General features: G+C 74.5%; 16 protein-coding genes. 7 read left to right on the top strand and 9 right to left on the bottom strand.

What is annotated here, in order from left to right; translation table 11 throughout:
- The first annotated feature begins 46 nt into the window (after positions 1–46).
- From ACZ55U_RS23285 to ACZ55U_RS23275, 3 genes are all read left to right on the top strand, one after another.
- Positions 47–580, top strand: a complete 534-nt coding sequence (locus tag ACZ55U_RS23285) for a PadR family transcriptional regulator (RefSeq protein WP_465528509.1) — start codon at positions 47–49, stop codon at positions 578–580.
- 157 nt (positions 581–737) lie between these two features.
- Positions 738–1,433 (top strand): class I SAM-dependent methyltransferase, encoded by a 696-nt coding sequence (locus ACZ55U_RS23280; protein WP_465528507.1) that lies wholly within the window; start codon positions 738–740, stop codon positions 1,431–1,433.
- A gap of 310 nt (positions 1,434–1,743) precedes the next feature.
- Positions 1,744–2,586 carry an undecaprenyl-diphosphate phosphatase gene (locus ACZ55U_RS23275; RefSeq protein ID WP_465528563.1) on the top strand — a complete coding sequence of 281 codons (843 nt, stop codon included), beginning with the start codon at positions 1,744–1,746 and terminating at the stop codon, positions 2,584–2,586.
- 137 nt (positions 2,587–2,723) lie between these two features.
- On the opposite strand, the gene ACZ55U_RS23270 is transcribed toward ACZ55U_RS23275, so the two are convergent.
- Complete coding sequence (locus ACZ55U_RS23270; RefSeq protein ID WP_465528505.1) at positions 2,724–4,229, bottom strand: HEAT repeat domain-containing protein; 1,506 nt, start codon at positions 4,227–4,229, stop codon at positions 2,724–2,726.
- A gap of 288 nt (positions 4,230–4,517) precedes the next feature.
- On the opposite strand from ACZ55U_RS23270, the gene ACZ55U_RS23265 reads away from it, so the two are divergent.
- Complete coding sequence (locus tag ACZ55U_RS23265) at positions 4,518–5,072, top strand: PAS domain-containing protein (RefSeq protein WP_465528503.1); 555 nt, start codon at positions 4,518–4,520, stop codon at positions 5,070–5,072.
- 101 nt (positions 5,073–5,173) lie between these two features.
- On the opposite strand, the gene ACZ55U_RS23260 is transcribed toward ACZ55U_RS23265, so the two are convergent.
- Positions 5,174–6,655, bottom strand: a complete 1,482-nt coding sequence (locus ACZ55U_RS23260; protein ID WP_465528501.1) for a DNA-binding protein NsdB — start codon at positions 6,653–6,655, stop codon at positions 5,174–5,176.
- 723 nt (positions 6,656–7,378) lie between these two features.
- Here ACZ55U_RS23260 and ACZ55U_RS23255 point away from each other — a divergent pair.
- Complete coding sequence (locus tag ACZ55U_RS23255; protein ID WP_465528561.1) at positions 7,379–8,389, top strand: aminoglycoside phosphotransferase family protein; 1,011 nt, start codon at positions 7,379–7,381, stop codon at positions 8,387–8,389.
- A 44-nt stretch (positions 8,390–8,433) separates the two neighbouring features.
- Here the strand turns inward: ACZ55U_RS23255 and ACZ55U_RS23250 are convergent, their stop codons facing one another.
- The 4 genes from ACZ55U_RS23250 to ACZ55U_RS23235 all read right to left on the bottom strand — a co-directional run bounded on the left by ACZ55U_RS23250 (position 8,434) and on the right by ACZ55U_RS23235 (position 11,631).
- The gene (locus ACZ55U_RS23250) at positions 8,434–9,822 is read right to left on the bottom strand and encodes an acyl-CoA dehydrogenase family protein (protein WP_465528499.1); all 1,389 of its coding nucleotides are present in this window, start codon (positions 9,820–9,822) and stop codon (positions 8,434–8,436) included.
- 171 nt (positions 9,823–9,993) lie between these two features.
- Positions 9,994–10,077 (bottom strand): putative leader peptide, encoded by an 84-nt coding sequence (locus ACZ55U_RS23245; RefSeq protein ID WP_355211871.1) that lies wholly within the window; start codon positions 10,075–10,077, stop codon positions 9,994–9,996.
- Between the two features lie 103 nt (positions 10,078–10,180).
- Complete coding sequence (locus ACZ55U_RS23240; protein ID WP_465528497.1) at positions 10,181–10,675, bottom strand: hypothetical protein; 495 nt, start codon at positions 10,673–10,675, stop codon at positions 10,181–10,183.
- Positions 10,676–11,418: 743 nt separating this feature from the next.
- On the bottom strand, positions 11,419–11,631 hold the full coding sequence (locus ACZ55U_RS23235; RefSeq protein WP_465528559.1) for a DUF397 domain-containing protein: 213 nt from the start codon (positions 11,629–11,631) through the stop codon (positions 11,419–11,421).
- A 448-nt stretch (positions 11,632–12,079) separates the two neighbouring features.
- On the opposite strand from ACZ55U_RS23235, the gene ACZ55U_RS23230 reads away from it, so the two are divergent.
- Positions 12,080–12,619: a PTS-dependent dihydroxyacetone kinase phosphotransferase subunit DhaM gene (locus ACZ55U_RS23230; RefSeq protein WP_465528495.1), complete on the top strand. Its 540-nt coding sequence runs from the start codon at positions 12,080–12,082 to the stop codon at positions 12,617–12,619.
- Positions 12,620–12,712: 93 nt separating this feature from the next.
- On the opposite strand, the gene ACZ55U_RS23225 is transcribed toward ACZ55U_RS23230, so the two are convergent.
- From ACZ55U_RS23225 to ACZ55U_RS23215, 3 genes are all read right to left on the bottom strand, one after another.
- Positions 12,713–13,201 (bottom strand): NUDIX hydrolase, encoded by a 489-nt coding sequence (locus tag ACZ55U_RS23225; protein WP_465528493.1) that lies wholly within the window; start codon positions 13,199–13,201, stop codon positions 12,713–12,715.
- A gap of 10 nt (positions 13,202–13,211) precedes the next feature.
- Complete coding sequence (locus ACZ55U_RS23220; protein WP_465528491.1) at positions 13,212–13,766, bottom strand: sugar transferase; 555 nt, start codon at positions 13,764–13,766, stop codon at positions 13,212–13,214.
- Between the two features lie 356 nt (positions 13,767–14,122).
- Positions 14,123–14,395 (bottom strand): hypothetical protein, encoded by a 273-nt coding sequence (locus ACZ55U_RS23215; RefSeq protein ID WP_355260827.1) that lies wholly within the window; start codon positions 14,393–14,395, stop codon positions 14,123–14,125.
- Positions 14,396–14,766: 371 nt separating this feature from the next.
- Between ACZ55U_RS23215 and ACZ55U_RS23210 the strand changes: the two genes are divergently transcribed.
- Positions 14,767–15,912 carry a polysaccharide deacetylase family protein gene (locus ACZ55U_RS23210; protein WP_465528489.1) on the top strand — a complete coding sequence of 382 codons (1,146 nt, stop codon included), beginning with the start codon at positions 14,767–14,769 and terminating at the stop codon, positions 15,910–15,912.
- Positions 15,913–16,079: the final 167 nt, after the last annotated feature.

Raw genomic sequence — 16,079 nt, 5'->3', positions numbered from 1 at the left:
GAAACGACATACACCCGAGCCGAGGGGAATCTGAGAGAGTGGCCCCATGCTGAAGCTCGCCATCCTCGGGTTCCTGTACGACCGGCCCCTGCACGGCTACGAACTGCGCCGCCACCTCGCCGCCCTCACCGGCCACGTCCGCCCGATCAGCGACGGCACGCTCTACCCCGCGATCAAGCGCCTGGAGGCGGACGGCCTGCTGCGCCGCGAGACCGAGCCGGGCAGTGCCGCGGCGCCCCGGCACACCCTCCACCTCACCGAGGCCGGCCGCGCCGCCCTGATCGACCGGCTGCGCGAGCCCGAACCGCTCGACGTCAGCGACGAGAACCGCTGGTTCACCCTGCTCGCCTTCCTGCGGCACCTCGCCGATCCCGCCGCCCAGGCCGCCGTGCTCCGCCGCCGGCTGGCCTTCCTCGCCGAACCGGCCAGCTTCTTCTACGAGGGCGACCGCCCGGTCGGCGCCGAGGAGTTCGCCGACCCGTTCCGGCGCGGCCTGCTGCTGGTCGCCCGCGCCACCACCGAGGCCGAACTCGCCTGGCTGCACACGACCCTGTCCGACCTGGAGGACGACCCTCGGTAGGCCCGCCCCCGCGCCCGCCCCGCACTCTCCCCGGCGCGCCGGCACCCGGATACCCCGAGACGCCGACACCCAGGACCCCCGGCACCCCGGCGACGGGATTCGGCACTTCGGGGCCGCCCTCTTCCCCCGCGCACTCGTCCGTGTTCGGATGAACGGCATGACAGCCGAACGACGCGATGGTTACGACGGAACGGGCGAGGGCGCGATCACCCCGGACGGCTGCGCCGTCGAGGTGTGGAGCCGCCTTCCGGTGGGCGACGCCCCGGACGTGATCGAGGCCGCGGTGCCACCCGGCGCGCGCATCCTCGAACTCGGCTGCGGCGTCGGCCGGATGACACACCCGCTGACCGACCGCGGCTTCACCGTGACGGCCGTGGACGAGTCCGCCGAGATGCTGGCCCGCGTCCGCGCCGGCGTCCGCACGGTGCGCAGCCCGATCGAGGAGCTGGACCTCGGCGAGCGGTTCGACGTCGTCATGCTCGCCTCCTTCCTGGTGCACGCCGGCGATCCGGCCGTCCGCCAGGGCCTGCTGGACACCTGCCGTCGGCACGTCAGCGATGACGGCTGCGTGCTGGTGCAGCGCGAGGGCGAGAACTGGCACCGCGACGTCCCCCGGGAGAGGTCGATCGGCCCGGGCGCGTGGTCCCGGCTGGTCTCGGCCACCCCGGTCGGTGACGGCGTCAACTCCGTCCACTGCGAGTACGTCTTCCCGGACGGCACGTGGACCCAGACCTTCCTGTCCCGCCCGCTCAGCACCGAGGCGTTCGAGCGGGCGCTCGCGGAGGCCGATCTGGCGGTCGAGCGCTACCTGACCGCCGACCGCACCTGGGTCCGGGCCCGGCCGGTGCTCTAGGACCGGCACGCCAGGACCGGCGCTCCGGAACCGCCTCTCCGGGAACGGCGACTGAGTCGGTCCCGGAGAGGCGGCGGGGCCGGCCCCAGGCCGGTGTCGGACTGGCAGGGGCCCTGTGCGCAAAGGCCGGACAAAGGGTGAACAAAGAACCGTCACCTTCACCCCGTACCATCAGCCGCGCGCCGGGCTCGCGCGCGGCCCGCGGGCCGGGCGGGGCCGCGGTGGTTCCGCACGCCCTTCCGACCCGCAAGGACCCGCCCATGCCGCCCCTGCCCCCCACCCGACGGATATCGCCGGCGGGTGCCCGGTGATCAACTGGTTCCACGGGGCCGTCCTCGGCCTGATCCAGGGGCTCACCGAGTTCCTGCCGATCTCCTCCAGCGCCCACCTGCGGGTCTTCTCCGCCCTGCTGGGCTGGGACGACCCGGGCGCGGCCTTCACGGCCGTCACCCAGCTCGGCACCGAGACGGCGGTGCTGATCTACTTCCGCCGGGACATCGTCTCGATCGTCAGGACCTGGGCGCTGTCCCTCTTCCGGCCGGCCCTGCGCTCGGACCCGGACGCGCAGATGGGCTGGTTCGTGATCATCGGCACCCTGCCGATCGGCATCCTGGGCAAGCTGTTCCAGGACACCATCGAGACCCACCTGCGCGACCTGCGGATCATCGGCACCACCCTGATCGTCTTCGGCCTGATCCTGGCCTTCGCCGATCGCACCCGGGCCGTCCGCCACGCCCGTCCGATCACCGACCTCACGCTGCCGCACGCGGGCGTCTACGGCTTCGCCCAGGCCCTGGCGCTGATCCCCGGCGTGTCCCGCTCGGGCGGCACGATCAGCGCGGGCCTGCTGCTCGGCTACAGCCGGGAGGCGGCGGCCCGCTACTCGTTCCTGCTGGCCATCCCGGCGGTGCTCGCCTCGGGGGCGCTGGAGCTGTTCAAGATCGGCGAGGGCCCGGCGCCGGCCTGGGGGCCGACGATCATGGCCACCGTGATCGCCTTCGTGGTGGGCTACGCGGCGATCGCCTGGTTCCTGAAGTACATCTCGAACAACAGCTTCCTGCCGTTCGTGGTCTACCGGGTGCTGCTCGGCGTTCTGATCATCGGACTGGTCGTCGGTGGCGTCCTGGCTCCGGACGCGGGCGCAGTGAAGTAGAACCACGTTCCACTTCGAGCCTGACCTCCGCACGACGATCCACGGCAATCCGTACGACGATCGGCGGCAAGACGAGTGGGCCGGGACACCGACACGGTGTCCCGGCCCACTGGACGTCGCGGCCGAGCGTCGTGGACCTAGCGCCCGATCTCCCGGGCGGCGGTCAACCGGCCGCGTACGGCGGCATGGACCTCGGCCTCCTCGGCCGGGTCGGCGGCGAGCCTGCGCAACCGCTCCAGCACACGCGCGTCGCCCGTGGTGGCGACGTGGCGCGCGGCGAGCTCACGCGTGGACTCCTCGCAGTCCCAGAGGCACTCGACGGCGGGCCCCTCGGGAAAGTGCACGTCGGTCACGGCGAGCGCCCGGGCGGCGCGTCCGCGCAGCTCGGAACAGGCGGCCTCACCGTAGATGTGGCGCAGGACCGGTACGGCGTCGGCGGCGGCCAGCCGCCCCGCACCGTCCACCAGCGGACCGAGCCCCGCACCGCTGACCCCGCGCACGGAGACCCAGCGGCGCAGCCCGGCCACCACCAGCGGAGCGTCGGCCGGCTCCCCGGCGTCGGCGAGCAGCCGGACGGCGGCCTCGCCGAGCGCGCTGTCGGCGGCGCCGGTGGCCGGGTCGGCCCAGCGGCGGGCGTGTGCCAGCACCTCGGGGCCGCGCATCCGGCCGAGCAGTTCCAGGGCGGACCGGACCATCCGGTCGTCCACGTCCGCGGCGGCGGCCTCGATCAGCTCGATGGCGGCCGGGTCGCGCTGGTCGACCAGGTAGCGCAGAGCGGCCCTGCGGGCGCCGGGCAGGCCGCCGCGTGCCGCCTCCAGCAGCAGCGGGCGGTCCTCCGGCCGGACCACGGCGGTCAGGCAGCGGGCGGCCGCGGCCGCCCGGCGGTCCACCGCGTCGGGGCCGGATCCGCAGTCGCGGGAGGGCTCCGGGCGGGCGTCCGGCCGGCCGAGGAAGGCGCCGACGCCGTGGCCGCCGAGCTCGCCCTGGTCGGCCCAGGCCAGCACGTCGCCGGTGGACCAGCCGGGGGTGACACCGCTGCGGTTGACCTGGCGTTGCCACAGGTCGAAGGGTGACTGCTCGCTGGCCGCGGCCACTCTGGGGTGGTAGGCGGCCCACAGCCGCCAGGGCCTGGGCTCGTACGCGTTGCGGATGACCTCGCGCAGCTCCGCGTCGCCCTCGGGGCCCGGCGGGAAGCGGTCCAGCACCGCGGTGCCGAGCAGCAGCAGCCCGCGGTCGTCGTCGCGCAGGGCGAGCTCGTCCAGGGCCCAGGACCAGTTGGCGCCGGTGGCGGCGTACTCGCGCAGCATCAGCAGCGCGTCGCGCCGGCCGTACGCGGCGAGGTGGCCCAGGACGGAAAGGGCGAGGCCGGTGCGGCTCTCGTCGTCGGTGACCAGGTCCTCGGCGGAGTGGAGGTGGTCCTCGATGCCGTCGAGGGGGGCTTCCAGCTCCATGTAGATGCGCGCGTAGTAGAGGGAGCGACTCTCGATCTGCCAGTCGGACCTGGGGTCCCTGGTGACGCACTCCTCCAGCGCGGCGATCGCCTCGGCACGGTCGGCGGCCAGCGCATGGAGCTGCCCGTCACCCCGGCCTCGCTGAAGGAGGCCTAGGAGGCTGGCACTGGGTGCTATCACTGGCTCGAACATGAGGTCAGCATCCGTTGCGGCGGTCGTAGTGGCAACGGGATTTCCGTCGCCGGGGTCTCTGGTCGGTACTGCGGTGGGCGCCCGGGCGCCGGAATCACCGAAGGTTACCGCTTCGGGACCCCGTCCGCCCACAGGGCGTCGAAGGGTCCGGCCACAGTGGCATATGCCAGGGGAACTTTGCCTGCGTTCTGTCCAAATCCCCCGCAGGGGTGACGACGCTGTGCGACAGTTTCCTCACTGTCCGAACGACCCGCAGACGGCGGGCCGTACCCGAGCGATGGGCCCGCCATGACCATGCCCGTAGACGCCACCCGCCCGCCGCAAGCCGTCGTGGACGGCGCCGCGACGGGCGGGAGCCGCGTGGGAGCCGCCACGAGCGGTGGCGCTCCCGGCGGTGCGGGCGGCGAGGGCGCGGGCGACGCCGACGGCGGAACGGACGGCAGAGTGGACGGCACCGCGCAGGAACCGTCCGGCCGCTACCTCGACGAGGGCGGCGGCCACCAGGGGACGGACGACGGCCTGACCGGCTCGGCCGAATGGGACCTGCTGACCGACGGCGTCCACTGGAGCCCCGAGGTCTACCTCCTCCTCGGGTGCGACCCGCGCCACGGACCGCTCAGCCTCGACCGGCTGCCCGACCGCATCCCCGAGGCGGACCGGCCGCTGCTGCGGCGGATGATGACCGACGCCCTGGCGCACGGCCGCCCCGCCGCCGACGTCCTACGGGTCCGCCGGCCCGACGGGCGGCACGACGGCGTGGACTGCGCGGGCGAACCCGTCCTCGGCCCGGACGGCACCGTCACCGCGCTGCGCATGCGGCTGCGCCCTGCGCCGCCGGCCTGAGCGCCGACCCGGCGACCCGGCAGCCGTAGGCCCGTCAACCCGGCGATCCGGCGGCCCGCCGAGCCCGCCGCCCGGAAAACCCCACCGGCCGCGACCCCGGGTCAGGACAGCCGCGGCCGGTTCTTGGCGTCCGCCGCCCGCAGCGCCAGGCCCAGTTCCTCCCGCAGTTCGTCCACCGCCGGCAGCCCCCGGTACTGCGCGGTCAGGCGGTACATCTCCCGCAGCCGGTCCCAGGTCCGGTGCGAGGAGTTCTGGCCGATCAGGTTCATCACCATCTTCGCCTGGAACCGCGCCGCGTCCGGTTCCCCGGTCATCAGGTGCACCGAGGCCAGGGTGATCCGGTCGAACAGCGCGGAGCGCAGCTGCCCGGTGCCCTCCCGCAGGGTGATCACCCGCTCCGCGTGCCCACGGGACCGGGCGGCCGCCCGCGGGTCGTGCTCGGCCAGCGTGCGCAGCACCAGGGCCTGCATGCCGCGCAGTTCGGCCTCGTCGAACACCTGCATCCAGGACGGCGGCGGCTCCGGCGACTCCTCGGCGAACAGGTCCTCCGCCTCCCCGAGCAGCCGGTAGGTGTCCTCGGAGTGCCCGACCGAGGCGTGCGCCCACGCCTCGACGGTGTTGAGCATGGCGCGCGTTCTGGGCAGCGGCCGTCCCCCGGCCGCCTTGGCCGCCGCCATCAGGTCGAGCGCGTCGTCGGCCCGGCCCAGGTGCACCATCTGCCGCGCCGCCCGGGAGATCGCCTCGCCGGCCCGAGGTCTGTCGCCCGCCTCCCTGGCCGCGTCGGCCGCAATCATGAAGTACTTCTGGGCGGTGGGCTCCAGGCCCACGTCGTGCGACATCCAGCCCGCCAGCACCGCCAGGTTCGCCGCGACCAGCCACAGCCGCTGCTCCACGCCGGGCGCGTGGCGGTGCGTCAACAGGCCGCCCACCTCGTTCAGTTGACCGACCACCGCCTTACGCTGCAGGCCCCCGCCGCGGGCCGCGTCCCAGGCCCTGAACACCTCCACCGAGTGCTCCAGCGACTCCACCTCGTCGGACCCGACCGGGCCCGCGTCGTACACGTCCACCGCCGGGTGCAGCCCGCTCCCGGCGACCACCTGTCGCGGCCCCGGGACGGAGGCCGCGTACGCGACCGCGTCACCGCCCAGCCAGCCCTTCAGCGAGTCGGCGATGACCGCCCCGGCCGTGAGCGCGGCTCCGGCGCCCACCAATCCACGTCGGTTCAGCATGAGGTCCATTCCCGTGAACTCGGTGAGAACCGCGGCTGTTCGATCCGGCGACCATGGCACTGCCGCGGACGCGTCCGCTCCGGACCTGGTGGGCCGGTGTCGTTCCAGACCGAGGTCCTCAGTGGTGACGACACGGCCGAGCCGCTCCGTGAACACGGCCGCCAGCACCCTCGGCACCGGATCGCGCGGGATCTCCCCCTGCTCGATCCAACGCCGTACCCTCGACGTGTCGGTGGACAGCTGCTGCTGCCCCAGCGCGGCACCCCGACGGTTGACCAGCCGCGCCAGCTCGCCCTTCGACCATCCGGTCAGGACGAACAGGTCGGCCAGTCGGGTGTTGGGTTCCCTGCTCAACGAAGCCCCCAGGTTCCTCGGCTGATCCGAGGCTAGAGGCTCCGGCGACCGCCGGGCGAGCATTCGCCACCGTTCGCCAGGGCCCGCCAGACTACTAAGCCAGTGCCCGACGGGTGTGTTGTAGGAGTGCGCCACCTCGCCCCCCGGGTCGGGCGGCGTCCCACCAGCGTCGGGGCTGTCCCCCGACAGTGGCACGGGGCGCTCCCGGTCCTCACCCGAGGGGGTGGCGCGGCCGGGTGGCGCGGGGGCGCCGGGCACGGCCACGGCAGTCCGGCCGACCGCACTCCCCAGGGTGCGGACGGCCGGATCGCCGTCGAACAGGGGTTCCGGCCCCGCGTCCGTGCCCGGCGCCCGCGCACCACCCGTCGCACCACGAGCCGTACCGCACCACCCGCAGGGCCGCCGTCACGCCAGGAAGCACCCGGCACCGGCCCTCCCCCGCCCCCGCGGGGCAGCACCCGCCGACGGACCGGAAGGGACCACCCTCAACCCATGTACTCCTCAGCGACGACCCCCACGCCCACCGCGAGCCGCCCCGCGCTGCGCCCCCCCACCGCAGCCACCGGCCGGCCGGGCCCCAAGCCGGTGCCCCCGGCGGTACGGCCGGCGGCCCCGCGCGGCGCCGAGGGCCGGGCCACGGACACCCGGGTCGTCCCGACCGGCCGGACCGCGCTGGGCCCGACCGGTCGTACCGCGCTGGGACTGCGCGCCCCCGTGGCGGGGATGCCGGGCGGCCCCGGCCGGATGCCGCTGGCCCGGCAGGCCGACGGCCAGGTGCTGCGGGCCCGGAGGCCCGGCCAGCCCGGCGGCCCGGAGCGGATCGATCCCTCCGCGCTCCAGACCCCGGCGGTCCGGGCCGCGCTCGCCGGCGTCTCGCGGATATGTCCCGCGTTCACCCCGCGCCAGGTCCTGCGCGAGGGCAGCCGCCACATCCTGGTGGCGGGCACCATCGGACGGGCTCCGGTGGTCGCCAAGTGCCTGGCACCGCAGGCGGCGCGGAGTGAGTACTTCGAGCAGCTGGTGGCCGACTTCCACCACGAGGTGGCGGTCTACCGGGCGTTCGTCCGGCACCGCCCGCCGGTGCGGCTGCCCCGGCTCGTCGCGGCCGACCACGACCGGTGCGTGCTGGTCATGGAGCGCGTCCCCGGGCGCCCGGCCGCCCGTGAGCGCCACCCGGTCAACGCGCCCACCCCGGGCGAGGTGCGGGCGCTGCTCACCGCGGTCCGCACGCTGAACCTGTGGCGTCCGCCGACCGACGTCTTCCGGCAGCGCCTGGACTACCAGTTGGAGATCGCCCGCTACCACTCGGTGGGCCAGCTCACCGACCGGGACGCCGGCGACCTGCGCGGTCTGCTGCACGGCCTCGGCAGCATCCCGCTCCAGCTCTGCCACGGCGACGCCCTGCTCAGCAACATGCTGCTGGCGCCGTCCGGCCCGGTGCTGGTGGACTGGGAGCAGGCCGGCTGGTACCTGCCCGGGTACGACCTGGCGGTGCTCTGGAGCGTCCTGTCCGGGGACACCGCGGCGCGCCGCCAGATCAGCCAACTCGCCCAGAGCGGCGGCACCCTGGCCCGGGACGCCTTCCTGGTGAACCTGGTGCTGGTGCTGATGCGCGAGATCCGGCTGTACGACGTACCGGGCGCCGGCGAGGAGCAGCGGATCATGATCCGCCGGCTCTACGACGACGCGGCGCTCGCCCGCCGGGCCGTCCGCGCCGCGGTCGGGACGCGCTGACGGACGGTCGGCCGGGCCGACGGCGGGCCGGCGGTCGCGCGGTCCTACGGCCGGGCGCCCCGCCCCAGGGCGGCCCGGCCGACGGCCTCCAGCACGGTCTCCTCGGGGGCCAGGTGCACCCGGCTGCTGAGCACGTCCCGCAGGTAGCGCTCCAGCGGGTGCCGTCGGCTCAGACCCGGGTTGCCGGTGAGGGCGACGGCCTGCTGGACCACCGCCGTCGCGGCCCGGGTGGCCAGCAGGTGGGCCGGACCGGTCCGGGCGACGGCCTCCGGCTCCCCCCGGTCCACCCGGGGGGCCAGCCCCTCGACCAGTTCCTCGGCGCCGATCAACTGGGCCTCGATCTCGCCGAGGGCGGTCCGGTAGCGGGGCAGGGTGCCGAGCGGCTCGGTCAGGTTGGCCGGGGTGCGCTGGTTGAGGAAGCGGATCAGCCAGGCCTCGGCGGCCCGGGCGACGCCGATCGCCACCGCGGACAGGGCCAGATCGTGCCAGGCGAGGGAGAGTTCGGCGGCCGTGTCGGCGGCCTGACCGCCCGTCCGGTCGGCGGGCGCCAGGCCGAGCGCGAGGTCGGCCGGCACCCGGACCCGGTCCAGCACGACGTCGTGGCTGGCGCTGGCCCGCAGTCCGAGCTGGTCCCAGGTCGGGTCGATCTCCAGGCCCTCGCTCTCGCCGCGGACCAGGAAGGTGCCGACCCGGGGCTCCTCCTCGTCGGTCCGGGCGGTCACCGCCATCCAGGCGAGCGCCTCGGCCCCGGTGCAGTACGTCTTCCGGCCCGTCAACAGCCAGCTGTCGCCGTCCCGTCGGGCCACCGTCCCGGGCAGCTCGCCCGCCCCGGCGCCTGGCTCCGCCCGCAGGGTGTTGACCAGTGCCGGGCCGCGCCGGGACTCGGTGAGCAGCCGCCGGTAGCCGGCCGTCGGCCAGTCGGCGCGGCGGGCCTGCTCGGCGTGCCGGAGCAGGGTGAAGGCGGTGACCACGGCCACCGAGGCGTCCCCCCGGCCGAGTTGGGACAGCACCCGGACGGTGTCGGCGAGCGTTCCGCCCGGGCCGCCGTACCGCTCGGAGACGGTGAGGGTGAGCAGTCCGGCCTCGTGGACGGCCTCGATCCCCTGGTACGGGAAGGTCGCGTCGCGGTCGTGCTCCTCGGCGCGGGCGGCCAGCAGGTCGACCACCCGGGGCAGCCCGGCCAGCGCGGCCCCGATCGCGGCGCGGTCGGGCCCCGCGGAGCCGACCGGGCCGGCGGAGTCGGCGGGCGCCGGGCCGTCGGATTCGGGATGGCCGGAACTCGCCTGCGGCGGAACGGCCCGGGAACGGCGCCCGGTGGAGGCCTTCTTGGGGGAGGCGCTCCCGGCGGAGCGGTCCCCGGCGGGGCGGCCGTCGACCGAGAGGTCCTCGGACGGACGGTCGACGGTCGAACGATTGGCGGCGCGGGTCGTCATGATGCGGTGCCTCCGGGCGGCAGCAGCGTGGGCTCGACGGATGCGGGCGGCACGCCGTACGGGCGCGCGGTACCGAGTGGCGGCCCCGGAGGTCGGCTCACGGCCCGCCCCCTCGTGTCGGTGCCGACCGGATCCGGCCGAACACCCGCCGCCGGGGGGACGGATGCCCCCTCAGCGGCCCGGACACACCGCGCTGGCGGTGCGCCGCAGGTCCAGATGCCTGCGACGGGTCAGCAGCGGAAGACGGCACGGCATGTCCGCGACTGTACGAACCGTTGATCGATACCGTCAAGCAGTGCCCGAACCCCGGGCAGGGCGGCCCCGCCGGTCCGGGCAGGGCCGGTCCAACCGGCCGGAATCAGCCCTGCTGGAACATGTCCGCCGGGAGCGGCTTGAGCAGCTGGTACAGGTCGTCCGAAATCGCTCGGTCCCAGGACGCGATGGTGACCAGCACGCCGTCGCTGCGGCCGAACTGGGCGCAGAACACGCGTTCCTCGCTGACCTTGACCTTCTTCACGATCAGCAGGTCGTCCCCGAGCATCACCGGGAAGTCCTCGGCCGAGACGAAGTCGACCGGCTCGTCGTTCTCCAGCGCCGCGAGCAGCTGCCGCACCTCGAAGGGCACCTCGTCGCCGGTCTCCCGGGCGGGCGAACCCTCGGGGAGGTTGCCGATGAACATCGCCGGGCCTCTGCCGCCGAACAGGTCGTAGCGCAGGAAAATGCCCTGGCAGGAGCCGTCCGGGCCGGTCATCATGGCCGCACCGAAGTCGCCGGGCCAGTCGCCCGGGTCCATCGCGAGCACGTCGAAGTCCGGGCCGGCGGGCTGTCCGGAGCGACGGCGGAGAAAAGACATGGGACCATCGTACGTGCCCGGCACACCGCGCTCGCGAGGTGGGTGGGGCACCGCCGGGGGGCGGTCGGGAGATCGACGCTCAGAGACCAATGTTGACTCTGAGCAACCGTCCGGGCTACGTTCGGTTCTGCACGACAGCCGTTCTGGGTTTCACCCTCCGGGGGGACGGCATGTCGCAAACGCGGCCCTACACGCGTTTCCCTCACTGTGCACTTGTCGTGCCGAACTGCCGAGCACCCAGCTTCGTCGTCGCACACAGCACAAACACAAGCCAACAGTTCCATGCATCACAAGCCAGATCCGCGGGGCCCCGGCCCGTCGCTCCCGTGGATCTGCTCGGGACGCCGCCGCGTGGGGGCGTGCGGGTCCCGAGCGTTGGGTGCCACTGCCGAGTCGCTCTCGGCTTCGGCACCACCCTCCCGGCGACTGCCGGCCCCTTGTGGGGGCCGGGACCGGCCGACGCACCCCGGTGCGCAGGGGATGACTGGGAGGATGGCCTGGCAGCTTGCCGGGCCGCACAGCAGGCGCCGTGTCTGGCCGCGTGGGGGCGGTGGGCACGGCGTCTGCCCGTGCTCATACTCTGAGCTGCGTTTGTCTAACAGTCAACAGAAATTCTGACGTGGCACGCTCAATAGATCATCAGTTGTGATGTTCGGACCCGAAAGACGGGCCGCGGAAGCGGGCCCCCTCCGTCCGGGACCCGCTTCCGCGACGAGGGGCCCGGCGAGAGCCCCTGGCGGACCTCAGGTGAGGTCGAACTCGCCGTCCCGGGCGCCGAGCACGAAAGCCCGCCACTCGGCCGGGGTGAAGACCAGGATCGGACCGTCCTCCTGACGGCCGTCCCGCATCCCGATGTAGCCGTCCACGAAGGCGATCTGCACGTCCCCCACGCCCTGGCTGCTGCACAGCCACTCCGCCCCGGTGAAGTCCACCTTGGGCTTGCCGTTGCGCCCCAGCTCCGGCTGCGGCGCGGCCTCCGTGTCCGTCCCGCTGTTGGATCCCACTGAACGATCTCCTCCCGACGGTGTATCGGGGCCAGCCTAGTCACACCGCCCGGGCCCGGTCAGCGGGTTGACGAGGACTCCTCCGGCCGGGGACGGAGACCTCCCGAGGAAGGGTTGAGGCGTGTCCCGAGCGGCGGGGGCGGCGACCAGCTGCCAGAGTGCTGCCAGGGCGCCCGGAGCCTCTGCCGGGCCCGCTCCGCCCGGTCTGCCGGCCCGCCGGCCCGCCGCTCCGCCACTCCTCCGCGAACGAGGTGCCCGGTCCCCGCTGCCCGACCGCTCCGCCGTCCGCCTGGCCGCTCGGCCGCTTCGCCCACCCGATCCACCCGATCCGCCGTCGATCCGCTCCACCGACCCCGATCCAACCGAACCCATGTCGCCGATCCGCTCAAGGGAGCAGCCGATGAGCCGCCGGGACGGCACCCGCGCCGATGTCATCCCCATCTCCGACGCCCCCTCGGCCCACCCCCCGGCGCCCCGTACGCCTCCCCCGCCCGCCCCGCTGCCCCGGCCGGCAGCCGCTCGGCCCACCGCGCACGGACGGGTCGGGATCGTCCTGGTCTCGCACAGCCGGGAACTGGCCACCGCCGTGCGCTCGCTCGCGCTCGCGTTGACCGGATCCGACTCCCCCGCGCCGGTCGCGGCGACCGGCGGCGACCCGCCGGACGGCCCCGGCATCAGCGCCGTCCTGGTGGCCGCCGCGACCCGCCGGGTGGACCAGGGCCACGGCGTGGTGCTGCTCGCCGACCTGGGCGGGGCGGTCGCCACCGTCCGGGCGCTGCTGGCCGACGCGGACGAGCACGGTCTGCCGTTCCCGGTCCGGTTCGCCAACGCCCCGTTCGTGGAGGGGGCGGTGGCCGCCGCCGCGACCGCCACGGCGGGCGGCGACCTGGCGGCGGTGCTGGACGCGGCGGAGGAGGCCTACCGGCAGGACAAGGGCTGATCCGGCGGGCGTGGCCGGCCGGGAAGGGGGGCGTGCGGCGCGGTGGGCGGGCCCCGGAAGGCGCGTGCGACGCGGTGGGTGCGCCGGGCGGGCTCAGCGGCGCTCCTCGCCCTCCCAGGTGAACACCGCCGGGCCCTCGCACTCCAGTGCGTGGCGCAGCCGTTCGAGCTCGGTGTCGATCATCGGCGGCAGCTCGTCCAACCCGAACCAGCCGACCTCCAGCGACTCGTCGTCGTTCACCCGGGCCTCGCCGCCGACCGCGCGGCAGCGGAAGGTCAGCACCAGGTACTGCGTCACGTCCCCGTTCGGGTAGGCGACCTGAGGCGAGACCGTGACGGAGGCGAGCAGCTCGGGCACGACCACCACACCGGTCTCCTCCTCGCACTCGCGCACCACGCCGTCGGCGGGCTGCTCACCGGGGTCGAGAATGCCGCCGACCGGCGCCCACCGGCCGTCGTCGGCCCGCCGGGCGAGCAGCACCCGTCCGCGGTCGTCCAGGACGACGGCGACGACGGCGCTCAGCCAGAGCGGACGGGTGCCCACGACGGCGCGGAGTTCGGCGAGGAAGGGGGGAATGGCCATGGGCCGCAGCCTATCGGGGCGGTTGCGGGCCCCCTCGCCGCGCCCGGACGACGTCGGGGCCGGGCAGTGCGGCGAGGACGGTGAGACCGAGGATGCGCAGGTCGAGCCGGAGCGAACGGTGCTCGACGTACCAGAGGTCGAGCTCGGCCCACTCGGGACGGCTGAGCGGGCGGGGGTTCCGGCCGCGGATCAGGGCGTGCAGCTGGGCCCAGCCGGTGAGGCCCGGCCGTACCGCGAGCCGACCGCGCTCGCGGAGGGAGTAGCGCACCACCTGGTCGGGGCTGGCCGGCCGGGGCCCGATCACCCCCATGTCGCCGCGGGCGACGTTCCACAGCCGCGGTAGCTCGTCCAGGCCGGTGCGCCGCAGTACGGCGGCCAACCGGCCGTCGGGGCCGGTCCGGAAGCGGAGGATCTGGAACTCGCGGCCGTGGCGGCCGGTCCGGGGCAGCCGCTGGAGGACCGGTCCTCCAGTGGTGCAGCGGAGCAGGAGCGCGATCAGCAGGGCCAGCGGCAGCGCGACGATCGCGGCCAGGGCGGCGACGGCGAGGTCGCCACCGCGTCTCATGAGGCGGCCGCGGCAGGATCCGGTCTGCCGCCCATCGCTCCCCCTCCGTGGCGATTCGAGCCGGAAGAACGCATTCACAGTAGAGGTGGGATGAAGCCCTCGTCCCGGAATGGTGAAAGAAGCGAGTGTGCGATTGTCGGACTAGGCGATATTCAGTCGATCTGACCAATTTCGCTCGAATGGCCGTTTCGAAATGCCGAAGACGATCGACGCACGGGGCGCGGGCGGGTGTCCGGCCGGGGCCGCGTCCCCACGGTCCACCACCCGCGTTCCGTACGGCCGGCCGGGCCGGGCCGGATGCGCTCCTGACGCGGGGCCCGAGGACGGGCTCCGAGCGCGGCCGGAGGCCGTTGCCGTCAGAGCGCGGCGCGGCGCCGGTCGCGGAACACGCCGAAGGCGATCCGGCCGAGCAGCAGCACACCGGCGGCCAGACAGCCGGCCACCGCCATCGCCCAGGCCGGACCGTCACTGTCGGGTACGAACACGGCCACGACGATGCCGAGCGCCAGGCAGGCCAGGCCCACCACGGTCAACGGGAGCTGGTGGGTGACCAAGGCCCCGCCGCTGCACGCGCGAGCCATCCGGGAGGCCCCGTGGAGGTGAAAGGGGTCACGGTCCGCATCTGCCATGAGCCCAAGGTACCCCGGCGCGACCGGGGCGGCAGCCCGCAGGGAGTGAAGGTTCGAACACTCCGTGCGATCGGGCGGTCCGAGCTGGTCAGAGGGTTCGCCGGGCCGGACCGAAGTGTGCCCGGCGCCTCCGCACGACCATTCCGGCTCCACAATCGGTCCACGAAAAATCCTCGTCCCCCCGGTACAACCATCCACTGAGTGCAACGGTCTCAATGGCATTGAGTGATCCAGGAGCCGTTCGAGGGACGGGTGTGAACCCCCCACCGAGAACAGGAATATCCAGGGGCGGAGCCGCCGCCCCTGGAGTCGGAGGCCGGGCTCCGTCCTCCGGCGGTACCGCCACGCCGCTCGGCGAACGAGGGGGAACCGTGCCGCAATCCCAGTCCAGTACATCCATCTCCAAGGCCCGCGCGCGGCCGATGCCCGGCATGCGCGCGCTGACGCCGCCCGCCGGATGGCCGGCGGGCGGGCAGGACGTCGGCCGGCTCGTCGACCGCCTGCACGGCATCGGCCGGCCGGCCGACGGCCCGCCCGGCGGACACCGGGACGGCCTGCACTGGTACGGCGGGGGCCGTCACCGGGCAGCCGTCGAAACGGAACAGCAGGACGCTCGGGGCGAATGGCTGCGGTTCGCCCCCGTCCAGCCGCTGTTCCGGGCCCGGGCGGCCCAGCGGCTCGCCGTGCTCGCGTACCACGGGGTGACCGACCACCGCTCCTTCGGCGCCCAACTCGACCGGCTCCAACGGCTCGCCACGCCCGTCTCGCTCGACGCGGTCCTCCAGGCCGTGGCCGAGCGGCGGCCGCTGCCGCCCCGGAGCGTCCTGGTCACCTTCGACGACGCCGACCGGAGCGTGCTGACCCACGCCCTGCCGGCGCTCGACGCCCGGGGCATTCCGGCCACCGCGTTCGTCATCTCGGAGCTCATCGGCACCGAGCGGCCGTTCTGGTGGCACGAGGCCGACTTCCTCGCCCGTCACGGGGGGCGGGCCCGCTCGCTCGACTGCGGGCACCCGTCCCAGCTGCTCCGCCGGCTCAAGGCCATGCCGGACCCGGACCGCCGGCGCAGCCTGCACGAGCTGCGGGTCAGCGCCGACCGCAGGCCGCCCCGCCAGGAACAGCTCACCCCGGCCGACCTGCTCGCCCTGCGGGACGGGGGAGTCGCCATCGGCAACCACACCCAGGGGCATCCGTGCCTCGGGCGCTGTGACGACGAGACCGTGCGTGCCGAGATCACCGGCGCCCACGAGGCCCTCACCCGCTGGCTGGGTGAACCCCCGATCGCCTTCGCGTATCCGGACGGCGGCCACGACGTCCGCGCCGAAGCCGTCCTCCAGGAGCTCGGGTACCGCCTCGGTTTCCTCTCCGACCACCGCCTGGGCCCCCGGCTCCCCTCCCATCCCCTCCAGATCAGCCGCCTCCAGGTCGACTCCACCACCAGCAGCCGCCGCTTCGACACCATCCTCTCGGGCCTCGAACCCGCCTACCGCCGCTGGCGCCGCCAGGCCGTCGCGTAGGGGCCGCGCCCCGGTTGCGCGGGAAGTCGGCTCCACCGACTTCCCGCGCAAGTGGGTGGGTCCATGGAAGTTCGGTCGATTCTACGCGGGTAGCACGCCCCACCACTCCACAGAATCCACCTTGATCAACCTCCCCCACATCGAGGGCCGGCGCCGCCAGCACGGCC

This window comes from Kitasatospora sp. NPDC034533, from assembly GCF_055575155.1.
The sequence above is the reverse complement of the archived record's forward strand: the minus strand, read 5'-3'. Positions and strand labels throughout refer to the sequence as shown.

Coding starts and splice junctions, on each gene's coding strand:
- ACZ55U_RS23255 (WP_465528561.1), top strand. CDS start 7,379: ATGCCGGGCGGCCCCGGCCGGATGCCGCTGGCCCGGCAGGCCGACGGC.
- ACZ55U_RS23270 (WP_465528505.1), bottom strand. CDS start 4,229: ATGTTCGAGCCAGTGATAGCACCCAGTGCCAGCCTCCTAGGCCTCCTT.
- ACZ55U_RS23265 (WP_465528503.1), top strand. CDS start 4,518: ATGACCATGCCCGTAGACGCCACCCGCCCGCCGCAAGCCGTCGTGGAC.
- ACZ55U_RS23250 (WP_465528499.1), bottom strand. CDS start 9,822: ATGACGACCCGCGCCGCCAATCGTTCGACCGTCGACCGTCCGTCCGAG.
- ACZ55U_RS23240 (WP_465528497.1), bottom strand. CDS start 10,675: ATGTCTTTTCTCCGCCGTCGCTCCGGACAGCCCGCCGGCCCGGACTTC.
- ACZ55U_RS23225 (WP_465528493.1), bottom strand. CDS start 13,201: ATGGCCATTCCCCCCTTCCTCGCCGAACTCCGCGCCGTCGTGGGCACC.
- ACZ55U_RS23215 (WP_355260827.1), bottom strand. CDS start 14,395: ATGGCAGATGCGGACCGTGACCCCTTTCACCTCCACGGGGCCTCCCGG.
- ACZ55U_RS23220 (WP_465528491.1), bottom strand. CDS start 13,766: ATGAGACGCGGTGGCGACCTCGCCGTCGCCGCCCTGGCCGCGATCGTC.
- ACZ55U_RS23230 (WP_465528495.1), top strand. CDS start 12,080: ATGAGCCGCCGGGACGGCACCCGCGCCGATGTCATCCCCATCTCCGAC.
- ACZ55U_RS23280 (WP_465528507.1), top strand. CDS start 738: ATGACAGCCGAACGACGCGATGGTTACGACGGAACGGGCGAGGGCGCG.
- ACZ55U_RS23245 (WP_355211871.1), bottom strand. CDS start 10,077: ATGCCGTGCCGTCTTCCGCTGCTGACCCGTCGCAGGCATCTGGACCTG.
- ACZ55U_RS23285 (WP_465528509.1), top strand. CDS start 47: ATGCTGAAGCTCGCCATCCTCGGGTTCCTGTACGACCGGCCCCTGCAC.